We start from the raw sequence: 23,937 nt of genomic DNA on the forward strand, positions 1-23,937 counted from the left end.
TCGTCTGGTACGAGGCCCCTGTTACCGGCTGAGGGCCGATCCGGAAATGGCCCTCACCCCCGCCGGGCGTAGTTGCGACGGGGCTGGCGCTGCTGGCGCGGCGGCACCTCGGCCTCGCCGCCGGCCAGGGCCTCGACCTGGAGGTCGGCCGGGCCGGTGCGCGGGAAGGTGTGGGCGAAGCGCTCGGCGGCGCCGCCGCGGACCTCGAACTTGGTCTCGCGGTCGAAGATGCGGATCGCCCCGATCTCCTCGCGGGTCACGTCGCCCCGGCGGCACAGCATCGGCAGCAGGCGGCGCGGGTCGGCGTTGTCGCGCCGGCCGACATTGAGGCGGAACCACACGCTCGATCCGAACGGCGCGCGCGGGGTGTCCCGGGCTGTGGTCTCGCGCCGGGGCGTCACGCCGCGGCCGGTGGCGAAGCCCGGATCGGTGACCTCCTCCGGCGAGGGCAGGCGCGAGCGGTAGGCCCGCACCAGGGCGGCGGCGAGGTCCTCGGCCGAGCGCTGGGCGAGCAGCGACTGGGCCATGGCGCGATCCTCGTCGCTCACCTCGTCGGTGACGAGGGGATCCTGGAGCAGGCGCTCCTGGTCGAGGGCGCGGATCTCGTCGGCCGGCGGCGGGCCGGACCAGACCGGCACCACGTTCGCCCGCACCATCAGCTCCTCGGCCCGGCGGCGGCGCGACGGCGGCACCAGCAGCACGCTGATGCCCTTGCGCCCGGCGCGGCCGGTGCGGCCGGAACGGTGCTGCATCACCTCGGCATCGTTGGGCAATTCGGCGTGGATGACGAGGCCGAGGCCCGGCAGGTCGATGCCGCGGGCGGCGACGTCGGTGGCGACGCAGACCCGGGCACGGCCGTCGCGCAGGGCCTGGAGCGCGGCGTTGCGCTCGCCCTGGCCGAGCTCGCCCGACAGCGCCACCGCCTGGAAGCCGCGCTCGGTCAGCACCGCCTGGAGGTGGCGCACGGAGTTGCGGGTGTTGCAGAACACGATGGCGGTGCGCGCCTCGATCTGGCGCAGGGTGTTGACCACCACGAGCTCGGTCTCCCGCGGCAGGATGCGGAAGGCGCGGTACTCGATGTCGGCGTGGGCCTTGGTCTCGCCGACCACCGCGATGCGCATCGCGTCGCGCTGGTAGGCCTCGGCGAGGGCCACGATGGGCTTCGGCAGGGTGGCGGAGAACAGCAGCGTGCGCCGCTCGGCCGGCGTGGTGCCGAGGATGAATTCCAGGTCCTCGCGGAAGCCGAGGTCGAGCATCTCGTCGGCCTCGTCGAGCACCGCGGCGCGCAACGCCGTCGGGTCGAGGTTGCGCCGCTCCAGGTGGTCGCGCAGGCGGCCCGGGGTGCCGACCACGATGTGGGCGCCGTCGGCCAGCCAGCGGCTCTCGCGCCGCGGATCCATGCCGCCGACGCAGGAGACGACGCGGGCGCCGGCGGGGCCGTAGAGCCAGGACAATTCGCGGTGGACCTGGAGCGCCAACTCACGGGTCGGCGCGATCACCAGCGCCAGCGGGGCGCCCGGCGCGGGCAGCATCTCGGCGTCGCCGAGCAGCGTGCGGGCGAGCGCGAGGCCGTAAGCGACGGTCTTGCCCGAGCCGGTCTGGGCCGAGACGACGAGGTCGCGCCCCTCGGTCTCGGGCTCGAGGACGGCGGCCTGGACCGGCGTCGGATCTTCGTAGCCGCGGTCGGCGAGGGCCTTGGCAAGCGGGGCGGGCAGAGCAGGAAAACGCACGTGATTCGATCCCGGGTGATGCGACGCGCGGGGATCGGATCGGCTCCGGAGGCCCAAGGCTTGGTAGCACATGGCCTCGTGGAGAGGGCCGGCCGCATCGGCGGCGGGCGCTCTGCGGCGCGCGGGGAATCCCTACGGTCTTTTCGTGAGGAGGGTGCTGTTACAGGGGTTCGGGCGCGAGGTCCACCCCGGGGGCGGGCTCCGCGGGCGGGCGCATGGCTGAGGGGGCGTGCGGTGCATGGGCGGATGCATTCGGGGTTCGTGCCTGGAACACATCGGTTCCGCCAATAACCACCGTTGAAGAAAGCGCGCGGGATCTCCTCTCCAGGCAATCCCAGGCCTGCCTGGGACCGCTACAAGGTGTGGGAGAGGGGTAGGGGCGATCGAAGATCGCGCGAGGGTGCTACGGTTCCGCAGAAGCCTCGAACCGTCCCGCTACCAGCACGACGCGCTCAGTTCTACACTGAATCGTGTCACCCTCACCCCTAACCCCTCTCCCACACGGGAGAGGGGGACGAGCTATACTTCGAAGGATTTCCTGTTTCGGGTGAAAGCTGCTGATTGAAGCAGAGAGCTTCGCCTCACCCCTCGATCATCGCCCGAATCCGCCGCGCCAGCAGCTCGATCGGGAAAGGCTTCGTGATCATCTGCATGCCGGGCGCCAAAAACCCCGCCATGGCGGCGTTCTCGGCGTAGCCGGTGATGAACAGTACCTTGAGGTCGGGGCGGTGCTCGCGGGCGGCGTCGGCGAGCTGGCGGCCGTTGAGGCCCGGCAGGCCGACATCGGTGACGAGGAGGTCGATGCGGGCGGCCCCGCGCAGGGCCGCGAGGCCGGCCGGGCCGTCCTTCGCCTCCAGCGCCCGGTAGCCGAGGTCGCGCAGCACATCGACGATGAGGCTGCGCACCGCCGGCTCGTCCTCGACCACCAGCACCGTCTCGCCGCTGCCGGCGGGCGGCGTCGCGGCGGGGGCCGGCGCGGGAGCCTCCGCAGCGGGCGGTCCTTCATGGAGGGACAGGACGTGGCGCGGCAGGTAGAGCGCCACGGTGGTGCCGCGGCCGATCTCCGAGGTGATGACCGCGTGGCCCTCGGACTGGCGGGCGAAGCCGTAGATCATCGACAGGCCGAGGCCCGTGCCCTGGCCGAGCGGCTTCGTGGTGAAGAACGGGTCGAAGGCGCGGCGCACCACCTCCGGCGGCATGCCGGTGCCGGTATCGGTCACGGCGAGACGGATATAGGCCCCTGGCGCCACGTCGCCGTGGGCGGCGGCGAAGACCGCGTCGAGCTCGACGTTGCGGGTGTCGATGACGAGGCGCCCGCCCTCCGGCATCGCGTCGCGGGCGTTGATCGCGAGGTTGAGGATCGCGCTCTCGAGCTGGTTGGCGTCGCACAAGGTCGGCCAGAGCCCCTCGGCGAGGCGGGTCTCCAGGGCGACGGTCTCGCCCAGCGTCCGGCGCACCAGGTCCTCGAGCGAGACCACGAGCGCGTTGGCCTCGACCGGCCGCGGGTCGAGGGGCTGGCGCCGGGCGAAGGCCAGCAGCCGGTGGGTCAACGCCGCGGCACGGTGGGCCGAGGTCAGCGCCGCCTCGATGTAGCGCGGGGCGACGTCGAGGCGGCCCTGCGAGAGCCGGGTCGAGAGCAGGTCGAGGGAGCCGACGATGCCGGTGAGCAGGTTGTTGAAGTCGTGGGCGATGCCGCCGGTGAGCTGGCCCACCGCCTCCATCTTCTGCGACTGGCGGAAGGCCTCCTCCAGCTCGCGCTGCTCGGTGACGTCGCGCCCGACCGCATGCAGGTGCTCCTCCCCCGGCACCGCGGTCCAGGACAGGGTGCGGTAGGAGCCGTCGGCGTGGCGGTAGCGGTTCTCGAACAGGAGCGTCGCGTGGCCGTCGGCGAGGCGCTGCGTCTCCGCCAGCGTGCGCGCCTGGTCGTCCGGATGGACGAGGTCGAGGAAGGGCAGGCCGATCAGGTCCTGCGCCTCCCAGCCGAGCACCGTCTGCCAGGCCGGGTTGAGGGCGGTGATGGTGCCGTCGAAGCGCGCGACGAGCATCACGTCCCGCGACAGGCGCCACATCCGGTCGCGCTCGCGGGTGCGCGCGGCGACCTGGGCCTCCAGGGTCTCGTTGACCTGCCGCAGGGCGTCGGCCGCCTCGTGCCGGACGCGGGCGAGGCGCAGGTTGGTCTCGACCCGGGCGAGCAGCTCGCGGGCCGAGAACGGCTTGATCAGGTAGTCGTCGGCCCCCGCGGCGAGACCCTCGATGCGGGCCTCCTCGCCGGCCCGGGCCGAGAGCAGGATCACCGGGATGCCGCGCAAGGCCGGGTCGGCCCGCAACGCCGCGAGCAGCCCGAACCCGTCGAGGCCCGGCATCATCACGTCGGAGAGGACGAGGTCGGGCGCGCGGCGGCGGGCCGCCTCCAGCGCCGCCTGCCCGTCGCCCACCGCCTCGACGCCGTGGCCGGCATCGCCGAGCAGGCGCCGGACGTAAGATCGCATGTCGCCGTTGTCGTCGGCGAGCAGCACCCGGCCGGTGAGGCCGGCGGGGCCCGGAGCCTCGACGAGGTCGGAGGCGGGCGCGGCCTCGTCGTCGAGCCAGCGCGTCGCCTCCTCGACGAAGACGTGGGAGCGGGTGGCCGTCGAGACCCCGGCCCGGGCGGCGCGGATGCGCTCCGGCGGCAGGTGGGCGGGGCCGAGCGGCAGTCGCACCGTGAAGGCGCTGCCGCGGCCCAACGCGCTCTCGACACCGACCGTGCCGCCGTGCAGCCGGACCAGCTCCTGCACCAGGGCGAGCCCGATGCCCGATCCCTCGAAGCTGCGCCCCTGCGCGCCCTCGACCCGGTGGAAGCGCTCGAACAGCCGCGGCAGCTCGGCCTCCGGGATGCCGAGGCCCGTATCCGAGACCGTGAGCACCGCGTGGGGCCCTTGCGCCCGCAGCCGCACGGCGATGCGGCCGTCGAGCGTGAACTTGAAGGCGTTGGAGACGAGGTTGAGGACGATCTTCTCCCACATCTCCGGATCGACGAAGGCGGACTCCGGCAGGGGCGCGCAATCGACGTCGAGGACGAGGCCGGCCTTGTCGGTGGCCGAGCGGAAGCTCGAGGCGAGTTCCGCGGTGAAGCGGGCGAGGTCGAGGGGCTCGAAAGCCGCCTGGGCCCGGCCGGCCTCGATGCGCGAGAAGTCGAGGAGCGCGTTGACGAGCTTCAGGAGCCGCAGGCCGTTGCGGTGGGCGAGCTCCACCAGGCGTCGCGTGTCGGGATCGACGGCTGAGGAATCCAGCACCTCGGTCAGCGGCCCGAGCATCAGGGTGAGCGGCGTGCGGAACTCGTGGCTGACATTGGAGAAGAACACGGTCTTCTGCCGGTCGATCTCGGCGAAGGCCTCGGCCCGGCGCCGCTCGGCCTCGTAGGCGTTGGCGTTGGCGAGCCCCGTGGCGACCTGGCCGACGAACAGGTCGACGAAGCCGCGATACGCCTCGTCGAGGGGCCGATAGGGATTCAACCCTGCGACGAACACCCCGGCCGGGCGGTCCTGGCCCTGCTGGGCGATCGGCACGACGAGCGCGTGGGTGGGCGGACGGTTCCAGGGACCGGCCGGGAGGTCGGCGAAGAGCGGCCCGAGGGCGTCCACCGGCACCGTCGCCGGGCCGGCGGGATCGAGATGCGCCAGTGCGGCCGCCGCGGCCTCCGCCACCCGCCCGGCGGCGGGGTGGTCCGGCCCGAGTCCCGCCCGGGTGAGCAGGGTCGGCGCGTCGCCCACCAGATAGGCGAGTGCCACCGGCAGGTCGGGGGTGCCCTCGCCGAGGCAGGCGGCGGCGACCGCGCCGACCTCGACGGGCGTGCGGGCCGCCGCCATCCCGGCGCCGAGATCGCGCAGACACCGCAGGCGCCGCTCGCCGATGACCCGCTCGGTCTCCTCCGAGACGACGCAGAGCATGCCGGTGACGGTGCCGGACTCGTCGGCAAGCGGGCTGTAGGAGAAGGTGTGGTAGCTCTCCTCGGTGAAGCCGCGCCGCTCCAGGAACAGCAGCAGCGCCTCGTCCCAGGTCGCCTGGCCGGTGCGCAGGACCTGGGCGATGCGCGGGCCGATATCGGGCCAGATCTCGGCCCAGACCACGTCCGAGCGCGAGCCCAGCGCCCAGGCCTCCTTCACGCCGAGCGTCGGCTTGTAGGCGTCGTTGCAGAAGAAGGTGAGGTCGGGCCCCCAGGCCATCCACATGGCGAAGCGGGAGCCCAGCATGATCCGCACCGCCGTGGTCAGCGATTGCGGCCAGCCCACGACCGGCCCGAGCGCGGTGGCCGCCCAGTCATGGGCGCGCAGGCGCGCGCCCATCTCGCCGCCGCCGGGAAAGAGGGTGTCGTGCGGGGTGGGCGGATTACCGGCCATGAGTATTGTCCAGCATGCCCCGGCGATGGCACGGGCGCCGCGGACTGTCAAAAACCAGTCTTAAGAAATCTGGAATGTGCCGGGCCGCCCGCGAGGGGATCAAGGGCCTTTCGGATCAGGGACCTTGGACCGCCTGACCGGTCAGGGCCTCGCCGACCTCGGCGACGATCTGTTGCGGCGTCGCGCCGACCGAGACCACGAGCGGGTTCTCCTCCGGCGCGGGCTCCTCCAGGGTGCGGAACTGGCTGTCGAGCAGGCTCGTCGGCATGAAGTGGCCGTGGCGGGCGGCCATGCGCCGGCCGATCAGCTCGCGGTCGCCTTTGAGATAGACGAGGCGCACGTCGGGCCGGTCCCCGACCAGGATCTCCCGATAGGCCCGCTTGAGGGCCGAGCAGGTCACGACCCCGTGGCGTCCTTCCGCGCGCAAGCGGTCGATCCAGGCTGCGATGGCGGCGAGCCAGGGCCAGCGATCCTCGTCGGTGAGCGGGGTGCCGGCCTGCATCTTCTCGACGTTGGCCTGCGGATGGAAGTCGTCGCCATCCTCGAACTCCCAGCCGAGCCGGCCGGCGAGCAGGCTCGCCACTGTGGTCTTGCCGGAGCCCGCGACGCCCATCACCACGACGACCGCGGGGGGATTGGGGTTGCCTGCCGCATCGTTCATCGCCGTGGATCCTCCCGCCTCTTCGATCGGCCTGATCCGCCCGTGCAGGTTCTCCTGTCTCGGACGGGCCGTCATACATACTCGTCGAATTCAAGAGCTAAACAATGCCGAACCTGGCGCTCAACCCTCCCCCCTCTGCGGGGGAGGGTGGCGAACGAAGGGAGCCGGGAGAGGGGCAGCGCGACGCTGATCCAGTGAGTACCCTTCACAACGGCTCAGCCATATCCGGAAGCCGGGTCCCCTCTCCCGACCCGGCCTCACGGCCGGGCCACCCTCCCCCGCAGAGGGGGGGAGGGTTCAGGGCGGCGCGCCTCTGGGCGTCGCGCTCACATATGCAGCGCGCGCTTCTCCACCGCGAGGGCGGCTTCCTTCACCGCCTCGGTCAGGGTCGGGTGGGCGTGGCAGGTGCGGGCGATGTCCTCCGACGAGGCGCCGAACTCCATCGCCACAGCGACCTCCATGATGAGGTTGCCGGCATCCGGACCGACGATGTGGACGCCGAGCACCCGGTCGGTCGAGGCGTCGGCCAGGACCTTCACGAAGCCGTCGGTGGTGTGGTTCACCTTGGCGCGGCCGTTCGCGGTGAACGGGAACTTGCCGGTGTTGTAGGTGATCCCGTCCTTCTTCAGCTCCTCTTCGGACTTGCCGACCGAGGCGACCTCCGGCGTGGTGTAGACCACGTTCGGGATCACGCCGTAATTCACGTGGCCGGCCTTGCCGGCCAGGATCTCCGCCACCGCGACGCCCTCGTCCTCGGCCTTGTGGGCGAGCATCGGGCCGGCGATCACGTCGCCGATGGCGTAGATCCCGGTGACGTTGGTGGCGTAGCGGTCGTCGGTCTGGATCCGGCCCTTGTTGTCGAGCTGGACGCCGACCGTGTCGAGGCCGAGGCCCGCGGTGTAGGGCACGCGACCGATCGCCACGAGCACCACGTCGGCCTCCAGCACCTCGGCGGCACCGCCCGCGGCCGGCTCCACCGTGACCTTGGCGCCCGCGTTGCTGCGCTCGACGCCCGTCACCTTCTGCGACAGGCGGAACTGGATGCCCTGCTTCGCGAGGATGCGCTGGAACTGCTTGCCGACCTCGCCGTCCATGCCCGGCAGGATCCGGTCGAGATACTCGACCACCGTCACCTCGGCGCCGAGACGGCGCCACACCGAGCCGAGCTCGAGGCCGATCACGCCGGCGCCGATGACGACGAGCTTGCCCGGGACCTTGGTCAAGTCGAGGGCGCCGGTGGAGGAGACCACGACCTCCTCGTCGATGGTGACGCCCGGCAGGTTGGCGACGTCCGAGCCCGTCGCGATCACGACGTTCTTGGCCTCGAGGATCTGGTTGCCGCCATCCTCCGAGGTGACCTCGACCCGGCCGGCGCCGGCGAGACGCCCGGTGCCCTGGAAGGCGTCGACGCCGTTCTTCTTGAGCAGGAACGCGACGCCCTTGGTGTTGCCGTCGACGCCGTCCTGCTTGAACGCCATCATCTTGCCCAGGTCGAGCTTCGGCTCGCCGACGGTGATGCCGAGCACGGGCAGGTGCTTGGTCGTCTCCTCGAACGCCTCGGAGGCGTGCAGCAGGGCCTTCGAGGGGATGCAGCCGACATTGAGGCAGGTGCCGCCATGGGTCGGGCGCTTCTCGACCACGGCGGTCTTCAGGCCGAGCTGGGCGGCGCGGAGCGCGCAGACGTAGCCGCCGGGGCCGGTGCCGATGACGACGAGATCGTAGGAGGACATTCAGGACTCGCGAGGTTGGGAGCGGCGGGCTGTCGAGGCTCCGCCGCCAGATGAGTGAGCGGGGTTGAGGGGGCTAGCGGCCGCCCGAGATCGTCAGGGTCGTGCCGGTGGCGTAGGAGGCGTCGTCCGAGAGGAGCCACATCACCGCGGCCGCGATCTCGTCGGCGGTGCCGGCGCGCTTCATCGGCACGAGCGGGCTCAACCGCGCCAGCCGGTCCGGCTGGCCGCCGCTGGCATGGATGTCGGTCTCGATCAGGCCGGGGGCGACGCCGTTGACCCGGATCCCCTCCTGGGCGACCTCGCCGGCCAGCCCCGTGGTGAAGGTGTCGATGGCGCCCTTGGACGCCGCGTAGTCGACGTACTGACCCGGCGCGCCGAGGCGGGCTGCAACCGACGAGATGTTGACGATGACGCCGCCCTGCCCGCCGTGGCGGGTCGACATCCGCCGCACTGCCTCGCCGGCGCACAGGAACGAGCCGATGACGTTGGTGGTCATCATCCGGTTGAGCCGCGCGAACGTCATCTCGTCGACCCGCGCCGCGTAATCGACGACGCCGGCATTGTTGACGAGGCCGCCGAGCGTGCCGAGGCCGTCGGCTGCCCGGAACAGGGCCGGGATGTCGGCCTCGACCGCGACGTCGCTCCGCACGGCCAGCGCTTGGCCGCCTTGCTCCTCGATCTCCCGCACCAGGGCGTCGGCGGCGTCCTTCGCCGCGACGTAGGAGAAGCAGACCCGCCAGCCGGCCCGCGCCGCCCGTAAGGAGACCGCCCGGCCGATGCCGCGGCTGCCGCCGGTGACCACCAGGACCTTGTCCGTCATCGTCGTGCTCCCCGATGTCGAGAGGCGTCCATCCTCGGACGGGCGGGCTGTTTGCAGAACTTCATGGGGCCGAAAAAGGCGCGGGATCCCCTCTCCCGTGTGGGAGAGGGGTAGGGGTGAGGGTGGCGCGCTTCAGTGTAAACCTGAGAGCGTCGTGCTGGCAGCGGAACGGTCGGAGTCTCCTCTGGCACCGTCTCCACCCTCACCCCTACCCCTCTCCCACACGGGAGAGGGGATCCCGCGCCCTGACCTTCACCCGGAGAGCGGCCCCTCCTAGGGAGAGGGGCCGCATTCCTGGTCTTTAGAGGTCGAGCACGAGGCGCGCCGGGTCCTCCAGGGCCTCCTTGACCCGCACCAGGAAGGTCACGGCCTCCTTCCCGTCCACGATCCGGTGATCGTAGGACAGGGCGAGGTACATCATCGGCCGCGCCTCGATCTTGCCGTTGCGCACGACCGGCCGCTCCTCGATGCGGTGCATGCCGAGGATGCCCGATTGCGGCGCGTTGAGGATCGGGGTCGACATCAGCGAGCCGTAGATGCCGCCGTTGGTGATCGTGAACGTGCCGCCCTGCATGTCCTCGATCGACAGCTTGCCGTCGCGGGCCTTGCGGCCGAAGCCGGTGATGGCCTTCTCGATCCCGGCGATCGACAGCTGGTCGGCGTCGCGCACCACCGGCACGACCAGGCCCTTGTCGGTGCCGACGGCGATGCCGACGTGGTAGTAGTTCTTGTATACGATGTCCTGGCCGTCGATCTCGGCGTTCACCGCCGGCACGTCCTTCAGGGCGCCGATCACCGCCTTGGTGAAGAAGCCCATGAAGCCGAGCTTGGCGCCGTGCTTCTTCTCGAACACGTCCTTGTACTGCTGGCGCAGGCTCATCACCGCGCCCATGTCGACGTCGTTGAACGTCGTCAGCATCGCGGCGGTGTTCTGCGCGTCCTTGAGGCGCCGGGCGATGGTCTGGCGCAGCTTGGTCATGCGCACCCGCTCCTCGCGGGAGGCATCGTCCGGAGCCGACGGGGCGCGGGCGACCTGCGGGGCCGGGGCCGGGGCGGGTGAGGAGGCGCCCGACGAGATCGCCGAGAGCATGTCGCCCTTGGTCACGCGGCCGTCCTTGCCGCTGCCCTTCACCGACGACGGATCGACACCGGATTCCTGGGCGAGGCGCGCGACGGCCGGGCCGTTGTCGCCGGCCGAGTGGCCCTTCGGGGCGGCGTCGCCGTGGCTGCCGTAAGACGCCGACGAGGACTTTGCAGGAGAAGTATTGGCGGGCGCCTCGGCAGCCTTCGGGGCCTCCTTGGGGGCCTCGGCCTTGGGAGCGGCCGCGCCGTTGCCGGCGCCAGCGCCGCCCTCGACGATCGAGCCGAGGAGCGCGCCGGGCTCCACGGTCTCGCCGTCCTTGGCGACGATGTCGCCGAGCTGGCCCGAGGCCGGGGCGTTGACCTCCAGGGTGACCTTGTCGGTCTCGAGCTCGACCAGGGGCTCGTCGGCCTTCACGGTGTCGCCGGGCTTCTTGAACCAGCGGCCGATCGTGGCCTCGCTCACGGACTCGCCGAGCGTCGGGACGCGGATTTCGGTGGCCATGTCTTCCGTCAGGGGTTGGGGCGGTGGTCGTCGCCCGAAAGAAAGGATCAGGCGGCGCCCCGCGAGGGGCGCCGGTGAAGGGTGATCAGACCGCCAGGGCCTCGTTGAGGAAGGCCTGGAGCTGGTCGAGGTGCTTCGACATCAGGCCGACGGCGGTCGAGGCCGAGGCCGGGCGGCCGACGTAGCGCGGACGCTTGGAGGCGGAGCCGGCCTGGTTGAGGACCCACTCCAGGTAGGGATCGACGAAGGCCCACGAGCCCATGTTCTTGGGCTCCTCCTGGCACCACACCACCTCGGCGTTGCGGAAGCGCGAGATCTCGGTGGCGAGGGACTTCAGCGGGAACGGGTAGAGCTGCTCGACGCGCATCAGGTACACGTCGGAGATGCCGCGCTTCTCGCGCTCCTCGTAGAGGTCGTAATAGACCTTGCCCGAGCAGAGCACGACGCGCCGGATCTTGTCGTCCTTGACCAGCTTCACGCCGTCCTGCGCCTTCTCGGCGTCGTCCCACAGCACGCGGTGGAAGGTCGAACCCTCGGCGATGTCCGAGAGGGTCGAGACCGCCCGCTTGTGACGCAGCAGCGACTTCGGGGTCATCAGCACCAGCGGCTTGCGGAAGTCCCGCTTCAGCTGGCGGCGCAGGATGTGGAAGTAGTTCGAGGGCGTCGTGCAGTTGGCGACCTGCATGTTGTCCTCGGCGCACATCTGGAGATAGCGCTCCAGGCGAGCGGACGAGTGCTCCGGACCCTGGCCCTCGTAGCCGTGCGGCAGCAGCATCACCAGGCCCGACATGCGCAGCCACTTGCGCTCACCGCTACTGATGAACTGGTCGACCACGACCTGCGCGCCGTTGGCGAAGTCGCCGAACTGCGCCTCCCACAGCACCAGGGAGTTCGGCTCGGCGAGCGAGTAGCCGTACTCGAAGCCGAGCACCGCCTCCTCCGAGAGCATCGAGTTGATGACCTCGTAGCGGCTCTGGCCGTCCTTGATGTGATTGAGGGGCGTGTAGCGCTCCTCGTTCTCCTGGTCGATCACCACCGAGTGGCGCTGCGAGAAGGTGCCGCGCTCGACGTCCTGGCCCGACAGGCGGACCCGGTGGCCTTCGGTGAGGAGCGAGCCGAAGGCGAGCGCCTCGGCGGTCGCCCAGTCCAGCCCCTCGCCGGTCTCGATCGCCTTGGCGCGGTTGTCGAGGAAGCGCCGGATGGTGCGGTGCAGGTGGAAGTCCTGCGGCACCGTAGTGATGGCCTGGCCGATCGCCCGCAAGGTGTCGGCCGGCACGCCGGTGCGGCCGCGGCGCGGGTCGTCCTCGTCCTCGCGCACCGCCTTCAGGCCCGACCAGCGGCCGTCGAGCCAGTCGGCCTTGTTGGCCTTGTAGGCGGTGGCGATGTCGAACTCGCTGTCGAGGGTCGAGCGGAACTCGGCCTTGCGGTCGTCGAGCTCCTTCTGGCTCACCACGCCGCTCTCGGTCAGCCGCTTGCTGTAGGTCTCGAGCGTCGAGGGGTGCTTGCGGATGATCTGGTACATCTTCGGCTGGGTGAACGCGGGCTCGTCACCCTCGTTGTGGCCGAAGCGGCGGTAGCAGAGCATGTCGATCACCACCGGCTTGTGGAACTTCTGCCGGTACTCGGTGGCGATCTTGGCCGCGAAGGTGACGGCCTCGGGGTCGTCGCCGTTGCAGTGGAAGATCGGCGCCTCGACCATCTTCGCCACGTCGGACGGGTAGGGCGAGGAGCGCGAGAAGCGCGGATCGGTGGTGAAGCCGATCTGGTTGTTGATGATGAAGTGGATCGAGCCGCCGGTGCGGTGGCCCTTCAGGCCCGACAGGCCGAGGCACTCCGCCACCACGCCCTGGCCGGCGAAGGCGGCGTCGCCGTGGATGAGGAGCGGCAGCACGCTCGTGCGCTGCTCGTCGGAGGCCTGGTCCTGCTTCGCCCGCACCTTGCCGAGCACCACCGGATCGACGATCTCGAGATGCGAGGGGTTGGCGGTCAGCGAGAGGTGGACGGTGTTGCCGTCGAAGACCCGGTCGCTCGAGGCGCCGAGATGGTACTTCACGTCGCCCGAGCCCTCGACCTCGGCCGGGGAGGCCGAGCCGCCCTTGAACTCGTGGAAGATCGCCCGGAACGGCTTCGACATCACGTTGGCGAGCACGTTGAGGCGGCCGCGATGCGCCATGCCGAGCACGATGTCGGTGACGCCGAGCGCCCCGCCGCGCTTGATGATCTGCTCCAGCGCCGGGACCATCGCCTCCGAACCGTCGAGGCCGAAGCGCTTGGTGCCGGTATACTTGAGGTCGAGGAACTTCTCGAAGCCTTCGGCCTCGATCAGCTTGTTGAGGATCGCCCGCCTTCCCTGCTCGGTGAACGAGATCTCCTTGTCCTTGCCCTCGATGCGCTCCTGGATCCAGGCCTTCTCCTCCGGATCGGAGATGTGCATGAACTCGACGCCGAGGGTCTGGCAGTAGGTCCGCTCCAGGATCGCGACGATCTCCCGGATGGTGCCGAATTCGAGGCCGAGCACGTTATCGAGGAAGATCGGGCGGTCCCAGTCGGACTCAGCGAAGCCGTAATGCTGCGGGTGCAGCTCCTCGTGGTCGCCGCGCGGCTGCAGGCCGAGCGGGTCGAGCTTGGCGTGCAGGTGGCCGCGCATGCGGTAGGCGCGGATCAGCATGATCGCCCGCACGGAATCCTTGGTGGCCTGGAGCACGTCGGCCGGGGCCGCCGCCTGGCCCTTGGCCTCCTGCTTGGCCTTGATCTTCTCGCCGACCGCCTTCTCGATCTGCGCCCAGTTGCCGTCGAGGGCCGAGACGATCTCGCCGTTGGCGGCGATCGGCCAGTTGGGCTTCGCCCAGGACGCGCCCTCGGCGTTCTTGACGACGATCGCGCTCTCCTCCTTCAGGCCGGAGAAGAAGCTGCGCCACTCGGGATCGACCGCGTTGGGATCCCGGGTGTAGGTCGCGTAGAGCTCCTCGATGTAATCGGCGTTGCCTCCGTAGAGGAACGAGGTTCCGAGGAGGGCGTCGTTCGCGTCCTGGCGTGCCATGGCGATCTGTCTATCCGCGCTGGTCGATCGGGGGCCGGTGTCTCGCCTCCGGGTGAGGCGGGAGAATGGCGGTCCGTCGACGGTGGGGGCGCCCGGGGAGCCGGGCGCGAGGATGTGTTACGAACTCAAGAGAGTTGACGTTTGCTTGCGATGTGGGTGCGAGAGGCAAATCCCGCACGCCACGCCTGCCATGCGCGAGGCGAAGGGGATCTGCGTCCTAAAGGACGTTTCAACCCTTCAGGACCTCGACCAGGGTCTTGCCGAGGCGCGCCGGCGACGGCGAGACGCGGATGCCGGCCTCTTCCATCGCGGCGATCTTGTCCTCGGCGCCGCCCTTGCCGCCCGAGATGATCGCGCCGGCGTGCCCCATGCGGCGGCCGGGAGGCGCCGTGCGGCCGGCGATGAAGCCGACCATCGGCTTCTTGCGGCCGCGCTTGGCCTCGTCACGAATGAACTGCGCCGCCTCTTCCTCGGCCGAGCCGCCGATCTCGCCGATCATCACGATCGACTCGGTCTTGTCGTCCTTGAGGAACATCTCGAGCATGTCGATGAACTCGGTGCCCTTGACCGGGTCGCCGCCGATGCCGACCGCGGTGGTCTGGCCCAGGCCCTCGTTGGTGGTCTGGAACACCGCCTCGTAGGTCAGGGTGCCGGAGCGCGACACGATGCCGACCGAGCCCGGACGGAAGATGTTGGCCGGCATGATGCCGATCTTCGACTCGCCGGCGGTGACGATGCCGGGGCAGTTCGGGCCGATCAGGCGCGACTTCGAGCCCTCGAGCGAGCGCTTCACCCGCACCATGTCGAGGACCGGGATGCCTTCCGTGATGCAGACGATCAGCGGGATCTCGGCGTCGATCGCCTCGCAGATCGCGTCGGCGGCGCCCGGCGGCGGCACGTAGACCACGGAGGCGTCGGCGCCGGTGGCGTGGCGGGCCTCCTTCACGGTGTCGAACACCGGCAGGCCGAGATGGGTCGCGCCGCCCTTCCCCGGCGAGGTGCCGCCGACCATCTTGGTGCCGTAGGCGATCGCCTGCTCGGAGTGGAAGGTCCCGTTCTTGCCGGTGAAGCCCTGGCAGATGACCTTGGTGTTCTTGTCGATGAGGATGGACATTCCGACTCCTGAGGGGCCTGTCGGCTCAATGTGCCTTGAAGGGATTCACGACGCGGACGGATCCGTACATTTTGTCGTGAGAGAGATCTTCGGTGTAGAGGATGGGCGCCCGGAGCTTCTCGGCTGCCGCCAGGATGGCCCCGTCCCAGTACGAGATGGTGAAGCGCTGCGACGCGAGGATCCCCTCGCGCACGAGCTGAGCATCGGTCGGGACGCAGGGCAGATCGTCGAACTCGTCGATGATCTGCAGGGCCTGCTCGACCGAGATGCCACGCCGGATCTTGCGGGTCGCGACGACGAAGAACTCCTGCAGCACCTGACCGGAGGTCCCGAACTTGCGCCGGGCCACGATCTCGCGGGCTTGGCGCGCCTTTTCGGCCTCGTCGGGTGCGCCGGAGATCGCGTAGACGAGCACGTTCGTGTCGATGAAGCAGTCAACGATCATAGAGATCTTCCCGCTTCCACGTGATCGGTCCGACGTCGCCTTCCGTAGCGTCGATCAGTGCGAGGAGGCGCTGACGCGCCTTCTCGCGCTGGTCTTCGAGAGCGCCTTCGATGACCTCGGTGGCGACTTCCTGCACGGACGCGTTCCGCTCGTCGGCCAGGTTCTGGAGCAGGGCCATGACGTGACTTTCGAGAGTGATCGTCAGCTTGCTCATTGCCCTCGTTCCCCCAGAGCCCGCGCCGCGTATCAGCCCTTGCGCACCGCCGCGACGATCTTCTGCGCCGCGTCGTCGAGGTCGTCGGCCGGGATCACGTTGAGGCCCGAGGAGCGGATGATCTCCTTGCCCTTCTCGACGTTGGTGCCTTCCAGACGCACCACCAGCGGGACCTGCAGGCCCACCGCCTTGACGGCCGCGATCACCCCGTTGGCGATCACGTCGCACTTCATGATGCCGCCGAAGATGTTGACCAGGATGCCCTTCACGTTCGGGTCGGCGGTGATGATCTTGAAGGCCGCGGTGACCTTCTCCTCCGAGGCCCCGCCGCCGACATCGAGGAAGTTCGCCGGCTCCTCGCCGTAGAGCTTGATGATGTCGAGCGTCGCCATGGCGAGGCCGGCGCCGTTCACCATGCAGCCGATGGTGCCGTCGAGCGCGATGTAGGCGAGGTCGTACTTCGAGGCCTCGATCTCCTTCTCGTCCTCCTCGGTGATGTCGCGCAGCTGCACGATCTCCGGCTGGCGGTAGAGGCTGTTCGAGTCGAACGAGATCTTGGCGTCCAGGCACTTCAGGTGCCCGTCCTTGGTGACGATGAGCGGGTTGATCTCCAGCATGCTCATGTCCTTGGCGGTGAACGCCCGGTAGAGCTTGGTGGTCAGATCCTCCGCCTCCTTGGCGAGCGGGCCGGTGAGGCCGAGCGCCTTGGCGACCGCGCGGCCGTGATGCGGCATCGCGCCGGTGGCCGGATCGACCGAGAAGGTGATGATCTTCTCAGGGGTGTCGTGGGCGACCTGCTCGATATCCATGCCGCCCTCGGTCGAGACCACGAAGGCGACCTTGCCGGTCTCGCGGTCGACGAGCATCGACAGGTAGAACTCGGTCTCGATGTCCGAGCCGTCCTCGATGTAGAGGCGGTTGACCTGCTTGCCGGCCTCGCCGGTCTGCACCGTCACGAGGGTGCGGCCGAGCATCTGCTCGGAGAAGGTCTTGACCTCCTCGACCGACTTGGCGAGGCGCACGCCGCCCTTCTCGCCGGCCTCGGCCTCCTTGAACTTACCCTTGCCGCGCCCGCCGGCATGGATCTGGGACTTCACGACCCAGAGCGGACCGCCGAGCTCGTTGGCGGCGGCCTCGGCCTCGGAGGCCTTGAAGATGGCGCGGCCGTTCGAGACCGGCAGGCCGAACTCCTTGAGGACGGCCTTGGCTTGATACTCGTGGATGTTCATGGGGCGACAAGCTTTCTTTTCGTCAGGCGGGGCGGGCGGGAAGGCGGCGCGGGATCTCCCCGCGCCGCCTGTCAGGCCTTACGCCAGCGCGCCGTTGATGCCCTTGCAGGCCTCGACCAGGCCCTTCACAGAATTGACCGACTTCTCGAACATCGCCTTCTCCTCGCCGGAGAACTCAACCTCGACGATGCGCTCGACGCCGTTCTCGCCGATCACGATCGGCACGCCGATGAACAGGCCGTCGACGCCGTACTGGCCGGTGAGGTGGGCCGCGCAAGGCAGGACCCGCTTCTTGTCCTTGAGGTAGCTCTCGGCCATCGCGATGGCCGAGGCCGCCGGTGCGTAGAAGGCTGAGCCGGTCTTGAGCAGGTTGACGATCTCGCCGCCGCCCTTGCGGGTCCGCTCGACCATGGCGTCGAGCTTCTCCTGGGTGGTCCAGCCCATCTTGACGAGGTCGGGCAGCGGCACGCCGGCCACCGTCGAGTAGCGCACCAGCGGCACCATGTCGTCGCCGTGGCCGCCGAGCACGAAGGCGGTGACGTCCTCGACCGAGACCTGGAACTCCTCGGCCAGGAAGTGGCGGAAGCGGGCCGAGTCGAGCACGCCGGCCATGCCGACGATCTTCTTCGGGTCGAGGCCGGAGAACTTCTGCAGCGCCCACACCATCGCGTCGAGCGGGTTGGTGATGCAGATCACGAAGGCGTTCGGGGCGTGGGTCTTGATGCCGGTGCCGACCGCTTCCATCACCTTCAGGTTGATGCCGATCAGGTCGTCGCGGCTCATGCCGGGCTTGCGCGGCACGCCGGCGGTCACGATCACCACGTCGGCCCCGGCGATGGCGCTGTAGTCGCTGGCACCCGAGTACTTGGCGTCGAAGCCGTCGACCGGGGCCGACTCGGCGATGTCGAGGCCCTTGCCCTGCGGCACGCCGTCGGCGATGTCGAACAGCACGACGTCGCCCAGCTCCTTGAGGCCGGCGAGGTGCGCGAGCGTGCCGCCGATCTGTCCAGCGCCGATGAGCGCGATCTTCTTGCGTGCCATGTGTGAACCGATCCTTCGCGGTGTGGTGGAACCGTCGGGGGCCGGGGTCCGCTCGCGAGGAGCCCGCGCCGGCGGGTGCCTCTTTGGCGAAAAAAGCCGGGGCCGACAACCCGAAGGCCTTGCGCGGCGCGCCAGGGCAGCGCTAACGCCGCGCTCGCGGCTCGTCGCGCGATTTGAATTCAGCAATCGAATCAATCTTTTGCCGCGATGCTCCACCGCGGGTTACATTTTTGTAAGTTTGTCATCAGCCCTACAGGGTCCCGATGCGCAGGATCCGCAGCATCGCCCGGATGACGGCGCCGAGGCGGGCCTCGATCAGGTCGCGGGGAACCTCGGCGTCGAGTTGGATCGAGACCGGGTGCAGGAAGCGGTGGCTGGTGTCGAAGATGAAGGCGATGCCGCGCTCGCGGTCGCGGAGCGAGAAGGTGCCGGCAGTCATCCCCTCCTCGATCACCCGCTCGACCAGCTGGCGCAGGCGGCCGCGGTGGCGCCGGGCGATCGGCCGCGACTCGACCGTGGCGTCGCGGTGGACCGCGAACAGGTGCGGGTCCCGCGTCAGCACCTCGCGCTGCATCGAGGCCAGCGCGAGCAGCAGGCGCTCGAGCTTGTCGTCGGCGGGGTCGGGCGCGTCCGCGATGGCGCCGAGCTCGGCCTCGACCTCGCGCAGCCAGCGGCCGGCCACCGCGTCGACGAGGGCGGTCTTCGACGGGAAGTAGCGGTAGACGTTGGCATGCGTCATGCCGGCCTCGGCCGCGACCCCGACCACCGTGACCTGCCGGTGGCCGAGCCGGCGCAGGTGGTCGGCGGCGATGGCGAGCAGCCGCGCGTCGGCGGAGAGCGGCGCCGGCCGGGCGCGGGAGACCGGGGCGGCGGGAAACGGCCCGTCCGCCGGAGACATCTCATCGCGGGACTGGGCGCCGGAGCGGCTGCGGGGCATGGAACTCGGGGACAAGATGGGACCGGTCGTTCGACGATCCCGCCAGGGTAGCGGCGGGCCGGCGGCAGGAGAAGCCCCGGGCCGGCGCCGCAAAAGACGCAGTATCAGACCCGGTAGCGTCGGTGCAGGCTCGACACCACGTCCTCGGCCAGCCCCAGCCGCTCGGCGAGATAGGCCAGATACAGCTGGTTGACCCTGCGGCGCTGGTCGACGGCGAGCAGCGAGGCGACGTAGGCGTAGGCGCCGAGATCGGCGTCCAGGATCGCGTCGAGGAGGTCGCCGAGCGCCAGCGGTGCGGCGAGCGCCTTGTCGAGGCGCTGGCGCTCGGCCTCCGCCGCGCTGATCCGGGCGAGCGCGTCGCGGACCGGGGCCGGGTCCTGCCGGCGCCCCTGCGCCAGGAAGGCCGCCGCCATCGCCTGGATGACGAGGTCGCGCTGGCCCGGCTCCAGCACCCGGAGGTTCAGGGTCAGCGGCACCAGGGTCTGGTGGCGGTTCTGCAGGAAGGCGTGCAGCACCTTCTGGGCCAGGGCCTCGGTCACCACCGCGTCCGCGCGCCCCGCCCGCCGGTCGCGCCGCGAGACTCGGGCCGGGGCGGCCTCCGGCTCCTCGACCGCGTCGGTCGCGTCGCGCCCGAAGGCGCGGGTGAGGAAGGCGAAGCTCATGCGGGGTCTCGGGTCTCGCGGTCGGGCATCAACGTGCGATGGGTTGCCAGGCTCCGCCGGATCAGCCCCCTGGGATCGGACACAGGACCGGCACGTCGAAATAGACCCGGTCGAGGGCGATCTCGAACGCCACCGCCTCGAACTGCAGGGCGTGGTCCGGCGCGGTCAGCACGTCGCAGACCCAACCTTCCGGCTCGCGCCGGTAATGCTCCACCCGCATCTGGTCCTGATAGACGAGGACGATGTGCCGGAGCGTCGGGAGCGTCTTGTAGAAGGCGAGCTTGGGTCCGCGGTCGCGGTCCATGGTGCTCGGCGACAGCACCTCGACGACGACCAGCGGATCGGTGACGAAGGTCCGGTTCTGCCGTGGCCCGCAGCGCACGACGATGTCGGGCTTGGGCTTGTCACGGCCCTGCCCGTGCTCGTCGCGCTGCACCCGCATCCCGCCCTGGTAGCTGCGGCAGCCCTGAGCATCCATCGCGAGCTTCAGCGGCGCGCCGATGTTGCCGGCGATCTGCTCGTGGTTCTCCGTCGGGTTCGTCATCATGACGACGTCGCCGTCGATCAGTTCCCAGTCGCGCTCGTCGCGCTGCGCGTCGACGAAGCGGTCGAACTCGGCGATCGAGAGCCGGTCGGGCCGGTGGACGCGGTCTTCCATGATGGGCTCTCCCGGGGCGGTGCCGAGCCTAGCCCGCATCACCCTGTGCGCAAGGGCGGGCGTGCAAACTCTTACCCAGATCGCCCTGGGCGCCGCCGCGTCCCACCCAATCTAGGGAGGCTCGATACCACGCAGCAGGACCGCCGCCCCGCATGACCCGCCCCTGCCTCCTCGTCCGCAGACCTCGCGCATGACCCTCGACCAGGGCCTCGCCTTCGGCCTCATCGGGGTCACCGTGCTGCTCTTCGTCTGGGGGCGTCTGCCCTACGACCTCGTGGCGCTCCTCTCCCTCGTCGCCGGCGTCGCGCTCGGGCTGGTGCCGGCGTCGAAGGCGTTCGACGGCTTCGCCGACGACGTGGTGATCATCGTGATGAGCGCGCTGGTGATCTCGTCCGCCGTCTCCCGCTCCGGCGTGATCGAGAGCGCGATGCGCCCGTTCCTGCCCTACCTGCGAAAGCCCCGCCAGCAGGTGCCGGCGCTCGCCGGCGCGGTGATGGGCCTGTCGGTCGTCACCAAGAACATCGGGGCCCTCGCGATCCTGATGCCGGTGGCGATCCAGCTCGGCCGCAAGACCGGCACGTCGGCCTCGCAGCTCCTGATGCCGATGTCCTTCGCCTCGCTGATCGGCGGCCTCGTCACGCTCGTCGGCTCGTCGAACAACATCATCGTCGCCAAGGTCCGGGCCGACGTCGTCGGCGAGCCCTTCGGGATGTTCGATTTCACGCCCGTCGGCCTCGGCCTCGCGGTGGCGGGCCTCGCCTTCCTGTCGGTGGGCTACCGGCTGCTGCCGAAGGACCGGCGCCCGGGGAGCTCGCTGGCGGACGCCTTCCGGATCGAGGCCTACACCACCGAGGCCTGCCTCTCGGCGGAGTCGCCGCTCGTCGGCGCCACCGTGGGCGAACTGGAGGCGCTCGGCGACGGCGACGTGACGGTGGCGACCGTGATCCGCGAGCGATTCCGCCGCTACGTGCCGGAGCCGGACTGGCGGCTCCAGGCCGACGACATCCTGCTCCTCGACGGCGAGCCGGAGGACCTGGAGCGCCTGGTGGCGCGGGCCAAGCTCACCCTCGTCGGCGCGCAGAGCTCTGCGGGCGAGGTCGCGGTGATCGAGGCGGTGATCCCGGACGGCTCGGCGCTCGCCGGCACCACCGCGGCGGGCGTCGACCTCGCCGGGCGCCACGGCACGGCGCTGCTCGCGGTGAGCCGCTCCGGCGCGGCGATCACCCGGCGCATCGGCAGCGTGCGCCTGCGCGCCGGCGACGTAGTGGTGCTGCGTGCTCCTCCCGAGCGGCTCGCCGAGGTGCTGTCGGAATTCGGCCTGCTGCCGCTCGCCGAGCGCAAGCTCGCGCTCGGCCACAGCCGCCGCAGCTACATCCCGATCGCAGTGCTGGCCGGCGCGATGGCGCTGGTCGCGCTCCACCTCGTGCCGGTGGCGATGGCGTTCTTCGGCGCGGCGGTGCTGCTGCTGCTTTTGCGCGTCATGACCATGCACGAGGCCTACGAGACGATCGAGTGGCCGGTGATCGTGCTGCTCGGCGCCCTGATCCCGGTGAGCGACGCGGTGCGGGCGACCGGCGGCACCGACCTCATCGCCAGCAACCTGTCGGGCCTGATGCACAGCGTCCCGCCGATTGCAGCGATCGGCCTCCTGCTCATCGCCGCGATGGCGGTGACGCCGTTCCTCAACAACGCCGCGACGGTGCTGGTGATGGGGCCGATCGGCGCGAGCCTCGCCCAGAAGCTCGGGCTCAACCCGGACCCGTTCCTGATGGCCGTATCGGTCGGGGCGGCCTGCGACTTCCTCACCCCGATCGGTCACCAGTGCAACACCCTGGTGATGGGCCCGGGCGGCTACCGCTTCGGCGACTACGCCCGCCTCGGCCTGCCGCTCTCGCTCATGGTGATCGTGGTCGGCACGCTGCTGATCAGCCTGTTCTGGCCGGTGGCGCCGCGGTGAGGCGGAGCCCGTGAGAACCCCGATTTCCCGAAAGGTCATTCCTTGAGGGATTGTCCGTACGTGACACCGTGTCGCCACGGGCCAGAATCGTGTCTCCCGGGCCCGGGGGATACAGAAGTGGCATGACGGCGATCTGGTTCATCTTCGCGCTCATGACCGGCTTGGCGGTGCTCGCCCTGCTCTGGCCGATGTCACGCCGCCTCGCGCTCGCGGCCGTGCCGGAGGGCGAGGCACGGATCGCCACCGAGACCGGCTTCTACCGCGACCAGCTGCGGGAGATCGACCGCGACGCCGCCCGCGGGCTCCTGGCCGAGCCGGAGGCCGAGGCAGCCCGGGCCGAGGCTGCGCGCCGCCTGCTGCGGGCGAGCCGCGAGCCCGGCCGGGTCGCGGGTGCGGTCGGCGAGCCGGCCCTGCGCCGGCGCCGCGCGGCCTCCGCCTTCGCCCTCTCGACGGTGCCGCTGGTGGCTCTCCTCGTCTACGGCATGTACGGCTCGCCGGACCTGCCGGCCCAGCCCCAGGCCGAGCGCCTGGCCCATGCGCGATCGGCCGGCAACGACCTCGCGGCGGCGGTGGCGCAGATCGAGGCGCATCTCGCCAAGGCGCCGGAGGACGGCCGCGGCTGGGCGGTGCTCGCCCCGGTCTACCTGCGCGTCGGCCGCGGCGAGGACGCGATCAAGGCCTACGAGAATTCGCTCAGGCTGCTCGGCGAGGATGCGACCCGGCTCGCCGATTACGGCGAGGCCCTGGTGGCGACGGGCGACGGGGTCGTCTCGTCCAAGGCCCGCGACGCTTTCGAGCGGGCGCTCAAGCAGGATCCCAACGCGGTCAAGCCGCAATTCTACCTCGCCCGCGCCGCCGAGCAGGACGGCGACCGCACCCAGGCCCGCACCCGCTACGCCGCGCTCGCGGCGGGAGCGCCGCCCGAGGCGCCCTGGCTGCCGATGGTGCGCGACAGCCTCGCCCGCCTCGACGGCACCGCGCCACCCCCCAGCGTCAAGCCGGCGACGGGACCCGCCAAGGGACCCGCCATGAGCGAGGAGCAGCGCGGCATGGTCCGCGGCATGGTCGAGGGGCTGGCCCAGCGACTCGCCGCGCAAGGCGGCACGCCGGAGGAATGGGCCCGGCTGGTGCGCTCCTACGGGGTGCTCGGCGAGCGACCGAAGGCCGAGGAGGTCCTGGCCCAGGCGCGGACGGCGCTCGGGAACGATGCAGCCAAGCTCGTGCCGGTGGAGGAGGCCGCCCGCGAGATGGGAGTGAGTACGGCGAAGGCGGCACCGTGAGGATCGCGACGGCCGGGCGCATGACCCCTCCCCCCTCTGCTGCAGGGCTGTCCGGGGAAAAGAAATGGCGCGGGTTTCCCCTCTCCCCGCGGGCGGGGAGAGGCCTGAGCTCCGAAGGGGCTCAGGGAGCAGCGAACCGCAGGTTCGCCGCAAGGGTGAGGGGGAGGTGCCGGAGGAGGCTCCTCCGGAAACACCCCCTCACCCTCGCTCCGGCTGCGCCTCCGCTTGCCGTATTCCCTGAACAGGAACACGGCCCTCTCCCCGCCCGCGGGGAGAGGGGAAACCCGCGCCACTTCTTTCTCCGGACGGTCCTGCGCAGAGGCGGAGAGTTCACGGCTGCGCCCGTCTCGGCACCGCCGCGCAAGCTCTGCTATACACCGACAACCAACAGAGCCGGCTCCGCGCCGGCCGCCCCTGGGAGACGCCGCGCATGACCCTCGCCACACCCCTCCCCCGCC

Annotated in this window: 17 protein-coding genes; 2 read left to right on the plus strand and 15 right to left on the minus strand. The window is 70.5% G+C overall.

Features of this window, described 5'->3' with window-relative positions; genetic code table 11:
• Positions 1-53: 53 nt before the first annotated feature.
• The 15 genes from ABZT49_RS20325 to ABZT49_RS20395 form a co-directional block, all read right to left on the minus strand.
• Positions 54-1,730, minus strand: a complete 1,677-nt coding sequence (locus ABZT49_RS20325; RefSeq protein ID WP_355288443.1) for a DEAD/DEAH box helicase — start codon at positions 1,728-1,730, stop codon at positions 54-56.
• Positions 1,731-2,311: 581 nt separating this feature from the next.
• On the minus strand, positions 2,312-6,106 hold the full coding sequence (locus ABZT49_RS20330; RefSeq protein ID WP_355288445.1) for an ATP-binding protein: 3,795 nt from the start codon (positions 6,104-6,106) through the stop codon (positions 2,312-2,314).
• Between the two features lie 115 nt (positions 6,107-6,221).
• Entirely contained in the window at positions 6,222-6,767 is a 546-nt protein-coding gene (locus ABZT49_RS20335; RefSeq protein ID WP_355288447.1) for a gluconokinase, read from the minus strand.
• A 326-nt stretch (positions 6,768-7,093) separates the two neighbouring features.
• Positions 7,094-8,497 carry a dihydrolipoyl dehydrogenase gene (lpdA, locus tag ABZT49_RS20340; RefSeq protein ID WP_355288449.1) on the minus strand — a complete coding sequence of 468 codons (1,404 nt, stop codon included), beginning with the start codon at positions 8,495-8,497 and terminating at the stop codon, positions 7,094-7,096.
• A 73-nt stretch (positions 8,498-8,570) separates the two neighbouring features.
• Positions 8,571-9,317 carry an SDR family oxidoreductase gene (locus ABZT49_RS20345; RefSeq protein WP_355288451.1) on the minus strand — a complete coding sequence of 249 codons (747 nt, stop codon included), beginning with the start codon at positions 9,315-9,317 and terminating at the stop codon, positions 8,571-8,573.
• Positions 9,318-9,618: 301 nt separating this feature from the next.
• Entirely contained in the window at positions 9,619-10,902 is a 1,284-nt protein-coding gene (gene odhB, locus ABZT49_RS20350) for a 2-oxoglutarate dehydrogenase complex dihydrolipoyllysine-residue succinyltransferase (RefSeq protein WP_355288453.1), read from the minus strand.
• Between the two features lie 85 nt (positions 10,903-10,987).
• Positions 10,988-13,942, minus strand: coding sequence for a 2-oxoglutarate dehydrogenase E1 component (locus ABZT49_RS20355; protein ID WP_355288455.1), 2,955 nt, complete (start codon positions 13,940-13,942; stop codon positions 10,988-10,990).
• Between the two features lie 229 nt (positions 13,943-14,171).
• Complete coding sequence (gene sucD, locus ABZT49_RS20360; RefSeq protein ID WP_109958687.1) at positions 14,172-15,056, minus strand: succinate--CoA ligase subunit alpha; 885 nt, start codon at positions 15,054-15,056, stop codon at positions 14,172-14,174.
• Positions 15,057-15,081: 25 nt separating this feature from the next.
• The gene (locus ABZT49_RS20365) at positions 15,082-15,501 is read right to left on the minus strand and encodes a PIN domain-containing protein (protein ID WP_355288457.1); all 420 of its coding nucleotides are present in this window, start codon (positions 15,499-15,501) and stop codon (positions 15,082-15,084) included.
• Positions 15,491-15,715 carry a hypothetical protein gene (locus ABZT49_RS20370; RefSeq protein WP_355288459.1) on the minus strand — a complete coding sequence of 75 codons (225 nt, stop codon included), beginning with the start codon at positions 15,713-15,715 and terminating at the stop codon, positions 15,491-15,493. Before ABZT49_RS20370 ends, ABZT49_RS20365 begins: the two co-directional genes overlap by 11 nt.
• A 32-nt stretch (positions 15,716-15,747) precedes the next feature.
• Positions 15,748-16,944 (minus strand): ADP-forming succinate--CoA ligase subunit beta, encoded by a 1,197-nt coding sequence (gene sucC / locus ABZT49_RS20375; protein WP_355288461.1) that lies wholly within the window; start codon positions 16,942-16,944, stop codon positions 15,748-15,750.
• 78 nt (positions 16,945-17,022) lie between these two features.
• Positions 17,023-17,985, minus strand: a complete 963-nt coding sequence (gene mdh / locus ABZT49_RS20380; protein ID WP_048452823.1) for a malate dehydrogenase — start codon at positions 17,983-17,985, stop codon at positions 17,023-17,025.
• Between the two features lie 250 nt (positions 17,986-18,235).
• Entirely contained in the window at positions 18,236-18,883 is a 648-nt protein-coding gene (locus ABZT49_RS20385; RefSeq protein ID WP_355288475.1) for a TetR/AcrR family transcriptional regulator, read from the minus strand.
• Positions 18,884-19,026: 143 nt separating this feature from the next.
• On the minus strand, positions 19,027-19,584 hold the full coding sequence (locus ABZT49_RS20390) for a DUF533 domain-containing protein (RefSeq protein WP_355288463.1): 558 nt from the start codon (positions 19,582-19,584) through the stop codon (positions 19,027-19,029).
• Positions 19,585-19,645: 61 nt separating this feature from the next.
• The gene (locus tag ABZT49_RS20395) at positions 19,646-20,242 is read right to left on the minus strand and encodes a Uma2 family endonuclease (RefSeq protein ID WP_355288465.1); all 597 of its coding nucleotides are present in this window, start codon (positions 20,240-20,242) and stop codon (positions 19,646-19,648) included.
• Between the two features lie 190 nt (positions 20,243-20,432).
• Between ABZT49_RS20395 and ABZT49_RS20400 the strand changes: the two genes are divergently transcribed.
• Positions 20,433-22,199 (plus strand): SLC13 family permease, encoded by a 1,767-nt coding sequence (locus ABZT49_RS20400; RefSeq protein ID WP_355288467.1) that lies wholly within the window; start codon positions 20,433-20,435, stop codon positions 22,197-22,199.
• Positions 22,200-22,321: 122 nt separating this feature from the next.
• Positions 22,322-23,479, plus strand: coding sequence for a c-type cytochrome biogenesis protein CcmI (gene ccmI, locus ABZT49_RS20405; protein ID WP_355288469.1), 1,158 nt, complete (start codon positions 22,322-22,324; stop codon positions 23,477-23,479).
• Positions 23,480-23,937: the final 458 nt, after the last annotated feature.

The organism is Methylobacterium sp. EM32, assembly GCF_040593685.1.
Lineage (GTDB): Bacteria > Pseudomonadota > Alphaproteobacteria > Rhizobiales > Beijerinckiaceae > Methylobacterium.

What these genes read in the sequence shown, in the direction of transcription:
- ABZT49_RS20345 (WP_355288451.1), bottom strand. Translation starts at nt 9,317, where the DNA reads ATGACGGACAAGGTCCTGGTGGTCACCGGCGGCAGCCGCGGCATCGGC.
- ABZT49_RS20355 (WP_355288455.1), bottom strand. Translation starts at nt 13,942, where the DNA reads ATGGCACGCCAGGACGCGAACGACGCCCTCCTCGGAACCTCGTTCCTC.
- ABZT49_RS20335 (WP_355288447.1), bottom strand. Translation starts at nt 6,767, where the DNA reads ATGAACGATGCGGCAGGCAACCCCAATCCCCCCGCGGTCGTCGTGGTG.
- ABZT49_RS20385 (WP_355288475.1), bottom strand. Translation starts at nt 18,883, where the DNA reads ATGTCTCCGGCGGACGGGCCGTTTCCCGCCGCCCCGGTCTCCCGCGCC.
- ccmI (WP_355288469.1), top strand. Translation starts at nt 22,322, where the DNA reads ATGACGGCGATCTGGTTCATCTTCGCGCTCATGACCGGCTTGGCGGTG.
- mdh (WP_048452823.1), bottom strand. Translation starts at nt 17,985, where the DNA reads ATGGCACGCAAGAAGATCGCGCTCATCGGCGCTGGACAGATCGGCGGC.
- sucD (WP_109958687.1), bottom strand. Translation starts at nt 15,056, where the DNA reads ATGTCCATCCTCATCGACAAGAACACCAAGGTCATCTGCCAGGGCTTC.
- ABZT49_RS20330 (WP_355288445.1), bottom strand. Translation starts at nt 6,106, where the DNA reads ATGGCCGGTAATCCGCCCACCCCGCACGACACCCTCTTTCCCGGCGGC.
- odhB (WP_355288453.1), bottom strand. Translation starts at nt 10,902, where the DNA reads ATGGCCACCGAAATCCGCGTCCCGACGCTCGGCGAGTCCGTGAGCGAG.
- lpdA (WP_355288449.1), bottom strand. Translation starts at nt 8,497, where the DNA reads ATGTCCTCCTACGATCTCGTCGTCATCGGCACCGGCCCCGGCGGCTAC.
- ABZT49_RS20370 (WP_355288459.1), bottom strand. Translation starts at nt 15,715, where the DNA reads ATGAGCAAGCTGACGATCACTCTCGAAAGTCACGTCATGGCCCTGCTC.
- ABZT49_RS20395 (WP_355288465.1), bottom strand. Translation starts at nt 20,242, where the DNA reads ATGGAAGACCGCGTCCACCGGCCCGACCGGCTCTCGATCGCCGAGTTC.
- ABZT49_RS20365 (WP_355288457.1), bottom strand. Translation starts at nt 15,501, where the DNA reads ATGATCGTTGACTGCTTCATCGACACGAACGTGCTCGTCTACGCGATC.
- sucC (WP_355288461.1), bottom strand. Translation starts at nt 16,944, where the DNA reads ATGAACATCCACGAGTATCAAGCCAAGGCCGTCCTCAAGGAGTTCGGC.
- ABZT49_RS20400 (WP_355288467.1), top strand. Translation starts at nt 20,433, where the DNA reads ATGACCCTCGACCAGGGCCTCGCCTTCGGCCTCATCGGGGTCACCGTG.
- ABZT49_RS20390 (WP_355288463.1), bottom strand. Translation starts at nt 19,584, where the DNA reads ATGAGCTTCGCCTTCCTCACCCGCGCCTTCGGGCGCGACGCGACCGAC.